We start from the raw sequence: 11,839 nt of genomic DNA, 5'->3' as shown, positions 1-11,839 counted from the left end.
AATATGTAACCATTAAGGGAAAGGAAAAGACCATTGCGAATATAAAGAAAGCCTCTTTGTCTTCTTCATCTATATTCCTTGCCCCTGACCCAGACAGGGAGGGAGAGGCAATCTCCTGGCATCTTGCATCTTTAATAGAGAAGCCTACATCAAGGCTTATATTACATGAAATAACAAAGGATGCTATAAAAAATGCCCTATCACATCCGGTAGAGATTGACAAAAACAAGGTAGATGCTCAACAGGCAAGGAGGCTGCTTGACAGGCTTGTTGGCTATAAGATAAGCCCTTTACTTGGAAAAAGGGTAAGAAAGGGGCTTTCTGCCGGAAGGGTTCAATCTGTTGCCTTAAGGCTTATTGTAGAAAGGGAGGAGGAAATAGAAAAATTTAAACCAGAGGAATACTGGACAATTACAGCGAAGTTTAAAAAAGATAATTTTGAATTTGAGGCAACATTAGAAAAAAAAGATGGCAAAAAGATAAAGATAAAGACAAAGGAGGAGGCAGATAAAATAATTGAGGAGATAAAACATAAAGGGTTTATTGTCCAAAGAATAGAAAAGAAAGAGAGAAAAAGGTCTCCACAGCCTCCATTTATAACAAGTAAATTGCAACAAGAGGCATTCCAGAGGCTATCATTTTCATCAAAGAAGACAATGCTTATTGCCCAGCAATTGTATGAAGGCTTGGGAGTTGGGCAAGAATCGCCAACTGGCTTAATTACATATATGAGAACAGATTCACAGAGGGTATCAGATGATGCAATATCTGAAATTAGAGGCTATATCAAGGAAAATTTTGGCGAAAACTATCTTGCTGCTCATAAGAGGGTCTATAAGAATAAAAATAAGGCACAGGATGCCCATGAGGCAATAAGACCAACCTTTCCATTTCATAATCCAGATGATATAAAGAGCTATATTTCAAGTGAGCAATTTAGATTATATGACCTTATTACAAAGAGGGCTATTGCCTCACAGATGGAGGACGCCCTATTTTCAACAACAAAGGTAGAGATAAAATCAGGAGATTATACATTTGTAGCATCTGGAGAAATTTTAAAATTTGATGGATTTATGAAGGTTTATCCATCTGATGATAAGGATAAAATTCTTCCAGAGCTTTTAGAAAAAGAGGCCCTTTTCCTTTCTAATATTTCTTCAAAGCAGCACTTTACCCAGCCTCCTCCAAGATTCAATGAAGGGACATTGGTTAAGGCATTGGAAGAAAATGGTATAGGAAGACCATCTACATATGCTACAATAATAGGAACCCTTCTTGATAGAAGGTATGCTGAAAAAAGGGAAGATAAACTCCATCCAACAGAAATAGGAAGGGTTGTTTTTGGTCTTCTTTTAGAAAATTTTCCAGAGCTTTTTGAGATAAAGTTCACGGCAAAGATGGAGGATGACTTAGACAAGATAGAGGAGGGAGGCGTTAATTGGAAAGACCTCCTTAACTCCTTTTATCCTCCATTTTCAAATATGCTAGAGAATGCAGAAAAAAATATGAAGAACATAAAAAAGGAAAAAGAGAAAGAAACAGATATTGTCTGTGAGAAATGTGGAGGGAAAATGGTAATAAGGGAAGGAAAATATGGAGAATTTTTAGCCTGCAAAAACTTTCCAAAATGTAGGAATGCAAAGCCAATAGGAAGTGATAAGCAAAGAAGAAAGCCTGAAGAGACAGACAAGATTTGCCCAAAGTGTAATAGCAGGCTTGTTATACGATTTGCTTTTGGTCAAAAATTCTTTGGCTGTTCTTCCTATCCAAAATGTCGCTACACAGAGCAATTGATAAAGATAACCTGCCCAAAGTGCAAAGAGGGCATTCTTGTCTTTAGAAAATCAAAGAGGGGTGGTTTTTATGGATGCTCAAAATATCCAGATTGCACATATATAACCAATAACAAGTTTTTGGAAGAAAAATGCGAAAATTGCAATACACATCTTGTCCAATCTGGAAAAAAGATATTCTGTCTAAATTGCAATTATACGAAGGAAGATAAATGACAAGAGGCACAAAGGCACAATGAGGATTCTTTGTTTGGATGTTGGTGATAAAAGAATAGGTTGTGCAATATCCGATGAAAGTGGTAAAATTGCATTAGGCCTTGATGTTATCAAAATGGAGGGAGCAATAGAATCTTTAAAAGCCCTATTAGAAAAATACAATCCATCTAAAATTATTTTTGGTCTTCCCCTTACAATGGATGGAAAGAGTGCACATCAGGCAGAAAAGGTTCTAAAATTTGCTAGCAGGGTTAGTGAAATAACAGATATTCCCACAGACTTCTGGGATGAGAGGCTTTCTACAAAAGCCGCAGAGAAGATATTAGAGGGAGTAAAAAAAGAGGAAAGGGATAGGGTAATAGATAAGCTATCAGCCCAGATAATTCTGCAAGGCTATCTTAAATGAGGCTATTTATTGCTGTTGAATTAGAGGAAAAAATAAAAAATGCCATTTCTCTTGCAATAAAGAAGATAAAGATAGATGTATTAAAACCAAAGTGGGTTAATCCAGAAAATTGCCATATTACCCTAAAGTTTTTAGGAGAGGTAGAAGAAAAAAGGCTTCCTGAAATTCTTGATGTTCTAAAAGACGAGGCATTAAAACATAAACCTTTTATTATTTCATTTGGAGAGATTGGTGCATTTCCAAAAATAGATTATCCAAGGGTTATCTGGATAGGGATTGAGAAAGGGAGAGATTTTCTCTTACAAATTGCCAATTTCCTTGAGGATTCCCTTTTTAAAATAGGCTTTGAAAAAGAAAAAAGGGGGTTTTCAGCCCATCTAACCCTTGCAAGGATAAAAGAGCCTTTTAAAACAAATTGCCTTTCTCCATATATTTCTAAAAGGTTTATTTCTGATGAGATGCCTGTTAAGGAAATTAGCCTAATAGAAAGCAAACTTACACCAAAAGGGTCTATATATACTACGATAAAATCCTTTCTGATTGCGGAATCCGAACACGACAAATACACAGCGTAATATCTGCCTCAATTTTGATTTTTGTATTTTTAAGTTTTAAAACGACTCTCCTATGGTAAAATGAAATTGAGGCTCTTTTTTCTCTCCCGATAATGGCCAGGCATAGTCAAACCTTAATGGCCCAACAGGTGAATTAAAGCTTAGTCCAAACCCTGTGCCATATTTTAAGTCAAGCAATTCCTCCTCTCCCTTTTCCCATGTATTTCCACCATCAAGAAATACGCCGAAGGAAAGGCTTTTTCCAAGTGGAATTTTATATTCTGTATTGAGAAGGAGATAGGAATCTCCTCCACCAGATAATGGATGGATAGATCTTTCGCTATGCCCCCTTATTGTTTTTGCTCCACCAAGGTAGAACTTTTCAGAATCCGATATCTTCTCTCCACTTACAAAACCAAAATCTGTATGCAAACACAAAATAAACTTCCAGAGGGATGGGATATACCAGGAAGCCTCAAAATTTGGTTTATAAAAATTTATATCACCACCAAGAATACCTCCTGCAAATTGGGATGACAGGGAAATTTTAGAGCCTTTCTCTGGAGAAAATACATTTGGCATCCTTGTATCATGAATAATTCCTGTTTCAATAGAGCTTGTTACAGCATATTTATCACCCCATTCATTCTTCCAATTGACTACATCAGACGGTGCAGAATCTTTAACATCAACAAACCTGCTTCTATTAAGCTTATATTTAAGGTATGCTCTATTAAACCTTCTCCATCGCTTTCCTAGGCTAATATATCCTCCTTCCCTATCCTCAGCATAATAATCCCTTGTAAGCTTTTGATGCCACAAACCAACACCAAGGGATATAGGTTTATCAAGAAACCATGGATCATTAAAGGAAATTTCATAGTTTGTCATCTTCTTTCCAATATCTGCCTTGATGTTTGCCGAATATCCCATTCCAAAAAGGTTTATAAGGCTTGTTTGTATAGAGCCAAATATGCCATACTGGCTTGTATAGCTTAATCCAAATAGGGCTGTTCCCCTCTTTCCCTCAACTACATCTATCTGGACTATCTTTTTGTTTTTCTCCTTGCCTGGCAATATATCAATACCAACATCCTCAAAGTATCCAAGGAGGGAAAGCCTCTGTCTTGATGCAGAAACATTATCCCATAAAAGAAGGTCTCCCTCTTTTATTAAAAGCTCCCTCCTTATAACCTTATCCTTTGTCTTTTTATTTCCAATAATTGTGATTCCTTCAATATATGAAACCCCTCCCTCATCTATATAAATTTTATAATCAATTATTCCTTCTTTGAGTTTAGCTGATTCCTCTGGAATAATACCTGCCGAAACATAGCCTTTATTGTAATAGAGCCTTACTATATCCCTAAAGCCCTCCTCAAGCCTCTTTAAATTATAAACCTCGCCCTCCTTTATCTTTATAAGCCTCCTAATTTCATTATTGGAAAACAATGTATTTCCGCTTATGCTAATATTTCCAATTTTATATTTTTTCCCCTCATTTACCGTTATATCAACAATTATCCCCTTCTTTTCAAATGTTATCTTTGGCTCTTGTATTGCAACCCTTGCATAGCCCTGTTCTTTGTAAAATTGACAAAGCCTATCTATATCCTCATCAATATTTTCCTTTATGTAAGCATCACCCTTTCCTGTTTTTATCTTCCATTTAAGCCTGAACGATGAAAACGACCTGTTTCCAGAAAACCTTATCTTTTTTATCTTTGTCTCATCATTCTCCTTTATTTCAAAGATTACATCTTCATCCTTTATCTTTGGCTCTACCTCTACAAAATAGAAACCCTCTTTCTTGTAAAATGAAATGAGCTTTCTCTTTTCTTCCTCTATCTTTGGGATAAATAAAGGCTTTCCCTCCTTTATTGTAATTACATCCTTTAATTCTTCTGTTTTCTTTTTTTTACATCCAGAAAATGCAATCTTCTTTATTAAAGGGCATTCCTTAAGGATAAATGTGATTGAAATAGAAGTCCCTTCTTCTTTTGTCTTGCTTTCAATATCGCTAAACTCACCTAGGCCATAGATTGCCTTTATGCAATCCTTCTCTTTAAAATCAAAAAATTCATCACCCTCCTTAATGGGAAGAACCTTTTTTATTTCATCATTTGATACCCTTTTATTTCCTGCAAAATCAATCTTTCCTATAACAGAACAAAACCCTATCTTAAAAATAAGACAAAAAAGTATAGCTTTTATCTTCATAAATTTCTAAATCCTAAATCCTAAAAATTCTAAATTTCAATAACTTGTTTCACAGCCCATACCAATTGTAAGGTCAGATAGGATATTGCCAGAGAGGATATGTTCAAAGAATATCCTTCTTGTTTTCTCTTCGTCCAGCAAGCCATACTTAACAGGCGAAGAACCAACTATTTCAACAGTCATCATTGGCTCTTTTGAACACATACCTGCACATCCAGAGGTTGTTACAATGATGTCTGTAAGGTTTCTTTTTCCTATCTCATCCATTATTACAGACATTATATTTCTTGCTCCAGCGGCAATCCCGCAGGTTCCCATATGAACTGTTATCTTTACCCTTTGCTTCCCTTCCCTTAATGTAGCCTGTGCTTTAAAGCCCTCTTTAATTTTTTTAAGGTCATCTACTGTTAGCTTCATACCTTTATTGTATCAATTATTCCTCCCTTCTGTCAATTTTAGGTTGCAAATTTTAAATTATAATTATAAAATAATATTATGTCTGGACATTCAAAGTGGGCTGGGATAAAGCATAAGAAGGGAGCCCTTGATGCTCAAAGGGGAAAGCTTTTCTCAAAGCTTAATAAGGAAATTATGCTTGCTGCTAAAACAGGAGGAAAGGATCCTGATGGAAATGCAAGGCTAAGATTGGCAATACAAAAGGCAAGAGAGGCAAATATGCCAGGGGATAACATAAAAAAGGCTATTGCAAGGGGAGTAGGTGAGATAGAAGGTGGAACGGTCGAGGAAATAACCTATGAATGCTATGGGCCCTCTGGTGTTGCCCTTCTAGTGGAGGGAATTACAGACAATAAAAAGAGGACATCATCAGAGATAAGGCACATCTTGTCAAAGGGTGGAGGAAATATGGGTGAAGCTGGATGTGTTTTATGGATGTTTAAAAAATTGGGTGTTTTGCAAATAGAAAAACCAAGCATCTCTGAGGACTCCCTTTTTGATATAGGTCTTTCTTTGGGTTGTGAGGATATAAAGACAGAGGATAACGAATATGAGGTTTATACAGATGTAGGAATTTTTGAAAAGGCAAAGGAGGAGCTTAAAAATAAGGGTGCTAATATAAAATATGCAGAGATAGAAATGCTTCCTTCAAGCTATATAAAAATAGATAAGGATTCTGCAAAGCAGGTTTTAAGGCTTATTGAGACACTTGAAGAGAATGAGGATGTTCAGCATGTTTGGTCAAATATGGATATCCCTGAGGATTTGCTTGTTGAGGCTTAAATGATTAGCCTGGGAATTGATCCAGGGATTGCCCAAACCGGATATGGAATAGTAGAGGAAAATAGAGGTTTAAGGCTAATTAAGGCAGGTATTATTAAGACAGACAAAAAGATGCCCCATTCAAAGAGGCTTCTTTTTTTATACAGGGGGCTTTTGGAAATAATCAAGGAATTTTCTCCTACCTCCTGTGGAATAGAGGATGTTTTCTTTTTTAAGAATGCAAAAACGGCAATGAATATTGGTGAGGCAAAAGGGGTATGTATCCTTGCTTGTTCCTATTCAAATCTTCCAATTTATGATTACACACCCCTTCAGATAAAGCAGGCAATTACAGGCTTTGGAAGGGCAACAAAAGGGCAGGTTCAGGAGATGATAAAGAGGCTCCTTGGTCTTTCTTATATAATAAAACCAGACGATGCCGCAGATGGTGTTGCCTGTGCTATATGCCATATTCAATCATTATGGAGCAAAAATATTTAAAGGATTTTATTTTATCAAGGCCACAACAAATGGTTATTGGCATCCTTTTGTTGGGAGCAATTCTGACATCATCTATTCTCATTTTAAGAAGGATAAAGGAAGAAAGACAATTTGCCAGGATAGAGGTTGTAAAGGGGCAAATCCCAAATTTTAAATCCGAAATTCGAAATCCGAAATCCCAAACAAACCTAAAATCCGAAATTCCAAATCCCAAACAAATCCAAAATCCAAAATCCAAAATAAATATAAACAGAGCAAACCTTAATGAACTTATATGCCTTCCTGGAATTGGAGAAAACATAGGAAGAGAAATCATAAAATACAGAAAAGAAAATGGGACTTTTACATCTATTGAAGATATAATGAAGGTTAAGGGAATTGGTCCTAAAAAGTTTGAAAAATGCAAGGATATGATGAAAATAGATTAAAAAGGGTTTTGTTTGTTTGCACAGGCAATTCCTGCAGAAGCGTAATGGCAGAGAAATACCTTACAAGCCTAAATTTTGGTCTTGAGGTTTTATCCTGTGGAATTTCAGCCCTGGAGGGATTTGACCTTCCTCATTTGACAACGAAGGTTTTAGAAGACCAGGGGATTCCCTCTTCATTTCATACTATCAAGCAGATAAGCCATGATATGGTTTTATGGGCAGATATTATCTTTACAATGGAAATGTATCAGAAAGAAAGGATTGCCTCCCTCTTTCCAGAGACAAGCTCTAAAATACATCTTCTTAGTGAATATGCGAAAGAAGAAGATCCAGAGATACCTGACCCTTTTGGTGGTTCTATTGAGGCATACGAGACCTGTTTTTTGAAGATAAAGAGATGTATAGATAAGATAAATTGGGATAATATTTAATGATAGTTTTTAGTTTCTTAAATGGTAATTGCACTTGGCTCTGACCACGCTGGTTTTGCCCTGAAGGAGAAGATAAAGGAATATCTTGTAAATAAGGGCTTTGAGATTAAGGATTTTGGGACAGACAAGGAGGAATCTTGCGATTATCCCGATTATGGATTTCTTGTAGGAGATTTTGTCTCAAAGAATAAAGCCTCATTGGGTATCCTTATTTGTGGCACAGGAATTGGGATGTCTATTTCTGCTAATAGAATTTCTAAGGTAAGGGCTGCTTTATGCCATACAGAAGATTTTGCAAGGCTTGCAAGGCAACATAACCATGCAAATATTCTATGCCTTTCTGGAAGGTTTTTAAAGGAAGACGAAGGATTTAAAATTGTTGATGCATTTTTAGAAGCAGAGCCTGAAAAAGGAAGGCATAAAAGGAGGGTGGAAAAGCTTGGATGAATTGCAATGGATTTTGAGGTAATTAAAAGCAATAAGAGAAGGAAGACCGTATATGCCAAGATTATTGAGGGTAAATTATACATATATCTTCCAGAAGGTTTATGTGAACATGAGGAGAAAAAGTGGGTTGATAAGATGCTTATGTGGGCAGAAGACCAAAAGAAAAAGAGGGAATTAAATGATAGCACAAATCTTGAAAAGCTATCAGAGAAACTAAATAGGGAGTATCTTGGCGGAAGGGCAAAATGGGCTTCTATAGAATATGTCAGCAATCAAAAAAGGATATTCGGAAGTTGTTCTGTAAAATCTGGTGAGATTCGCATATCAGATAAACTAGCAAAAATGCCTGATTGGGTTAGGGATTATGTTGTTTTGCATGAATTGGCACACCTTATATATCCTGACCATTCAAAGCCATTCTGGAGGCTGGTTAATCAATATAGGCTTACTGAAAGGGCAAGGGGTTATTTGATGGCTGTCCATCTGGAACAGGATGAAGCAAAATGAAGCAAGAAGGAATTCTTCTTCTTGAGGATGGAAGGGCTTTTAGGGGATATTCCTGTGGAGCATTTGGCGAAAGAACAGGGGAGATTGTTTTTAATACAAGTATGACAGGTTATCAGGAGATTTTAACAGACCCCTCGTATTGTGGCCAGATTGTAAATATGACATATCCTTTGATTGGAAATTATGGAGTAAATGATGAGGATGTAGAATCGGACAAGCCACAGGTGCAGGGTTTTGTTGTAAAAGAAATAAGCAAGAGATTTTCCAATTTTAGGGCAAAAATGTCTCTTTCTAGCTATCTTAAGAAAAACAATATCGTTGCAATAGAGGGTATTGACACAAGGGCATTAACAAGGCACATAAGGGATAAAGGGGCAATGAAGGCAATTATTTCAACATTGGATTTAAACAGAGAGAGCTTACAAAAAAAGGTAGAAAATGCACCAGGTATCATAGGAGGAGACCTTGTCCAAATGGTAAGTTGCAAGGAGAAATATATAATTCCTTGCAAAGACAAAAGAGCAAAGATTGCTGTTTTTGACTTTGGCGTAAAGCTAAATATCTTAAGACAATTAACAAGCCTTAATTGTGAGCTTATTGTATTTCCCGCACAAACAAAAGCAGAGGAAATTTTAAAAGAAGATATAGATGGAATCCTTCTTTCAAATGGCCCAGGCGACCCAGAGGGTGTTCCCTATGTAATAGAGGAGGTAGCCAAGCTTATAAAAACAAAGATTCCCATATTCGGGATATGCCTTGGCCATCAAATTCTATGCCTTGCTCTTTCTGGAAAAACATATAAGCTCAAATTTGGGCATAGGGGTGCAAATCAGCCTGTTTTGGATTTAAAAACAAGAAAGATTGATATTACCTCCCAAAACCATGGTTTTTGTGTTGATATTAAAAGCCTGCCTGAAACAATAGAAAAAACCCATATAAATCCGAATGATAATACATTGGAGGGTATGGCACATAGAGAGCTTCCTATATTCTCTGTTCAATACCACCCAGAGGCATCTCCAGGCCCACACGATTCAAGCTATCTATTCAATAGATTTATAGAAAAATTAGTTGAGAGGTCGTAACATTATCTATATATTGATTAACAATAGATTATGTGATATAATTTTACCAAGGATGTATTTGATTTTATAAGAGTTATGAAAGATATAATTTTTGTTTTTCTTTTATTTTCATTTGTTTCCTTTGCTGATTTTGTTCCCGGAGAGATCCTTGTAAAATTTAAGGAAAAAAAGCAAATATTGACTATTGAAACTCAATCTATGGATTTCCTTTTTGATAATATCTATAGGATTAAACTCAAAAAAGGAATTGGAGTATCTGATATGATTGATAAGCTTAAAGATAATCCAGATGTAATATATGTAGAGCCGAATTATATACTAAAGGCTTATATAACACCAAATGACCCTAAATTTAATGACCAGTGGGCGCTTCCTAAAATTTCTGCACCAGATGCCTGGGATATAGAAAAAGGAACGACAAGCGTAATCATTGCCATATTAGATACAGGCATTGATTATAACCATCCTGACCTTTCAGGAAAAATTATTGGAAGCCAAAGCTTTGTTCCAGATGAAAAAGATCCAATGGATGGCAATGGACATGGAAGCCATGTTTCTGGGATTGCAGGGGCAGAAACAAACAATGGCACTGGCACAGCAGGTCTTGCCTGGAATTGCAAAATTTTGGCTATAAAATGTCTTGATAAATATGGGTATGGAGATAATGCTAATATTTCCTTGGCAATAAACTATGCGGCAGATAACGGTGCAAAGGTAATAAATATGAGCCTTGGAGGTTATAATGGAGGAAATGTTTTAAAAGATGCCTGCGATTATGCCTATAATAAGGGTGTATTTATCGTTGCAGCAGCTGGAAATGATGGTATAAATGAGAAGTGTTATCCTGCGGCTTATGACAATGTTATGGCTGTTGCAGCAACAGATAGATATGACCAAAAGGCTTATTTTTCAAATTATGGCAATTGGGTTGATATTGCCGCACCTGGGGTTTCTATCTTAAGCACTACCCCTGGTAATGAATATAAATCTTTTAGTGGAACATCAATGTCTAGTCCATTTGTTGCAGGTTTAGCTGGGCTTTTATTTTCAAAATATCATGGGGCAACAAATGCCTTTATATTTAATGAAATAAGAAATAGGGCTGATAACATTCAAAGACCTGATTTTGGAAGGATAAATGCCCTTTATAGCTTATGTGGAGAAAATAGACCACCAAATGAATTTTCTATTATTCAGCCAGCAAACAATGGATGGACATCAAGTCAATACCCTAAATTTAAATGGAGCACATCTTGTGACCTGGATTGGAACGATAAAATTACATACTCTGTTTTCCTGGGAAAAATTAAAGATGAGCTAAAGAATGTTGCAAATACAACAGATACATCTTGGATTCCAGCTTTTAAAGAGCCATTGGCAATGAACACAACATATAACTGGCAGATTATTGCATCGGATTCTCGTGGAGGCACAGCCTCATCCTCTATTTCAACATTTACAACAACATCCATTAAAGTTTTCCCAAACCCAGCAAGATTTGGACAAATTGTAAAATTTAGGGGTAGTCCCTTAACCTTTAAGGATACATTTATATCTATCTATACAATATCTGGTGAGCTTGTAGAAAAGTTTGAAGCAGGCAAAGGAGAGGAAATATCTTGGAATACAAAAGATATTGCCTCTGGTGTATATCTTTATACCATAAGCAATTTAGACAAAATATTTTCATCTGGAAAAATAGGGGTAATTAAATGAGAGGTCGTAACATTTCTATATAGTATCTTTCATAAATCGTCAGAATATTTGTTATTTAGGCACAAAGGGGCAAAGGGACAAAGCAGGTAACAAATAAACTCTGTGCCTTTGTGTCTTAAAGTGCCTTCTTCCATCTTGTTCTCACTTGCTTAAACACATACAAATAAAATTATCTTATACGAAAATTGTATGTGTTTAGGTAGACGAGAAGAAGAAAGGAAGTTAAAATGAAAGAAAGCACGAAATCCGAAGCACGAAGCACGAAACAATATCTAAATTCAAAATTCTAAACATTAGAGTTTTCAGAATGGTTT

Annotated in this window: 13 protein-coding genes; 11 read left to right on the top strand and 2 right to left on the bottom strand. The window is 36.1% G+C overall.

Annotation, left to right across the window (positions count from 1 at the left end; all coding sequences use genetic code 11):
* The 3 genes from topA to thpR form a co-directional block, all read left to right on the top strand.
* Positions 1-2,012, top strand: a 2,012-nt coding sequence (gene topA / locus AB1630_06665; protein MEW6103479.1) for a type I DNA topoisomerase, incomplete at its 5' end; no start/stop codon positions are given.
* Between the two features lie 19 nt (positions 2,013-2,031).
* Positions 2,032-2,418, top strand: coding sequence for a Holliday junction resolvase RuvX (ruvX, locus tag AB1630_06660; protein MEW6103478.1), 387 nt, complete (start codon positions 2,032-2,034; stop codon positions 2,416-2,418).
* The gene (gene thpR, locus AB1630_06655; GenBank protein MEW6103477.1) at positions 2,415-2,993 is read left to right on the top strand and encodes an RNA 2',3'-cyclic phosphodiesterase; all 579 of its coding nucleotides are present in this window, start codon (positions 2,415-2,417) and stop codon (positions 2,991-2,993) included. Before ruvX ends, thpR begins: the two co-directional genes overlap by 4 nt.
* Positions 2,994-3,029: 36 nt before the next feature.
* Here thpR and bamA read toward each other — a convergent pair whose 3' ends face one another.
* Both bamA and AB1630_06645 read right to left on the bottom strand, forming a co-directional pair.
* Positions 3,030-5,192 (bottom strand): outer membrane protein assembly factor BamA, encoded by a 2,163-nt coding sequence (gene bamA, locus AB1630_06650; protein MEW6103476.1) that lies wholly within the window; start codon positions 5,190-5,192, stop codon positions 3,030-3,032.
* Between the two features lie 36 nt (positions 5,193-5,228).
* Positions 5,229-5,609, bottom strand: coding sequence for a (2Fe-2S) ferredoxin domain-containing protein (locus tag AB1630_06645; GenBank protein MEW6103475.1), 381 nt, complete (start codon positions 5,607-5,609; stop codon positions 5,229-5,231).
* A 78-nt stretch (positions 5,610-5,687) separates the two neighbouring features.
* On the opposite strand from AB1630_06645, the gene AB1630_06640 reads away from it, so the two are divergent.
* From AB1630_06640 to AB1630_06605, 8 genes are all read left to right on the top strand, one after another.
* Positions 5,688-6,431 carry a YebC/PmpR family DNA-binding transcriptional regulator gene (locus tag AB1630_06640; protein ID MEW6103474.1) on the top strand — a complete coding sequence of 248 codons (744 nt, stop codon included), beginning with the start codon at positions 5,688-5,690 and terminating at the stop codon, positions 6,429-6,431.
* A complete protein-coding gene (gene ruvC, locus AB1630_06635; GenBank protein MEW6103473.1) occupies positions 6,432-6,911 on the top strand; it encodes a crossover junction endodeoxyribonuclease RuvC in 480 nt (159 codons plus the stop codon).
* Complete coding sequence (locus AB1630_06630) at positions 6,893-7,339, top strand: helix-hairpin-helix domain-containing protein (GenBank protein ID MEW6103472.1); 447 nt, start codon at positions 6,893-6,895, stop codon at positions 7,337-7,339. The genes ruvC and AB1630_06630 overlap by 19 nt, the downstream gene beginning before the upstream one ends.
* Positions 7,312-7,770: a low molecular weight protein arginine phosphatase gene (locus tag AB1630_06625; protein ID MEW6103471.1), complete on the top strand. Its 459-nt coding sequence runs from the start codon at positions 7,312-7,314 to the stop codon at positions 7,768-7,770. Before AB1630_06630 ends, AB1630_06625 begins: the two co-directional genes overlap by 28 nt.
* A 21-nt stretch (positions 7,771-7,791) precedes the next feature.
* Complete coding sequence (rpiB, locus tag AB1630_06620; GenBank protein ID MEW6103470.1) at positions 7,792-8,217, top strand: ribose 5-phosphate isomerase B; 426 nt, start codon at positions 7,792-7,794, stop codon at positions 8,215-8,217.
* A gap of 6 nt (positions 8,218-8,223) precedes the next feature.
* Positions 8,224-8,724 carry a M48 family metallopeptidase gene (locus tag AB1630_06615; GenBank protein MEW6103469.1) on the top strand — a complete coding sequence of 167 codons (501 nt, stop codon included), beginning with the start codon at positions 8,224-8,226 and terminating at the stop codon, positions 8,722-8,724.
* Positions 8,721-9,809, top strand: a complete 1,089-nt coding sequence (gene carA, locus AB1630_06610; protein MEW6103468.1) for a glutamine-hydrolyzing carbamoyl-phosphate synthase small subunit — start codon at positions 8,721-8,723, stop codon at positions 9,807-9,809. Before AB1630_06615 ends, carA begins: the two co-directional genes overlap by 4 nt.
* Before the next feature lie 75 nt (positions 9,810-9,884).
* Entirely contained in the window at positions 9,885-11,525 is a 1,641-nt protein-coding gene (locus AB1630_06605; GenBank protein ID MEW6103467.1) for a S8 family serine peptidase, read from the top strand.
* The last annotated feature ends 314 nt before the right edge of the window (positions 11,526-11,839 follow it).

This window comes from bacterium, assembly GCA_040753555.1.
GTDB lineage: Bacteria > UBA9089 > UBA9088 > UBA9088 > UBA9088 > JBFLYE01.
Note: the sequence above shows the minus strand (reverse complement) of the source record. Positions and strands in the feature narration are given on the sequence as shown.

Bases quoted from the DNA above. Each gene is read 5' to 3' on its own strand.
- AB1630_06615 (MEW6103469.1), top strand. From the start codon at position 8,224: ATGGATTTTGAGGTAATTAAAAGCAATAAGAGAAGGAAGACCGTATAT.
- ruvX (MEW6103478.1), top strand. From the start codon at position 2,032: ATGAGGATTCTTTGTTTGGATGTTGGTGATAAAAGAATAGGTTGTGCA.
- AB1630_06630 (MEW6103472.1), top strand. From the start codon at position 6,893: ATGGAGCAAAAATATTTAAAGGATTTTATTTTATCAAGGCCACAACAA.
- rpiB (MEW6103470.1), top strand. From the start codon at position 7,792: ATGGTAATTGCACTTGGCTCTGACCACGCTGGTTTTGCCCTGAAGGAG.
- bamA (MEW6103476.1), bottom strand. From the start codon at position 5,192: ATGAAGATAAAAGCTATACTTTTTTGTCTTATTTTTAAGATAGGGTTT.
- AB1630_06640 (MEW6103474.1), top strand. From the start codon at position 5,688: ATGTCTGGACATTCAAAGTGGGCTGGGATAAAGCATAAGAAGGGAGCC.
- thpR (MEW6103477.1), top strand. From the start codon at position 2,415: ATGAGGCTATTTATTGCTGTTGAATTAGAGGAAAAAATAAAAAATGCC.
- AB1630_06605 (MEW6103467.1), top strand. From the start codon at position 9,885: ATGAAAGATATAATTTTTGTTTTTCTTTTATTTTCATTTGTTTCCTTT.
- ruvC (MEW6103473.1), top strand. From the start codon at position 6,432: ATGATTAGCCTGGGAATTGATCCAGGGATTGCCCAAACCGGATATGGA.
- AB1630_06625 (MEW6103471.1), top strand. From the start codon at position 7,312: ATGCAAGGATATGATGAAAATAGATTAAAAAGGGTTTTGTTTGTTTGC.
- carA (MEW6103468.1), top strand. From the start codon at position 8,721: ATGAAGCAAGAAGGAATTCTTCTTCTTGAGGATGGAAGGGCTTTTAGG.
- AB1630_06645 (MEW6103475.1), bottom strand. From the start codon at position 5,609: ATGAAGCTAACAGTAGATGACCTTAAAAAAATTAAAGAGGGCTTTAAA.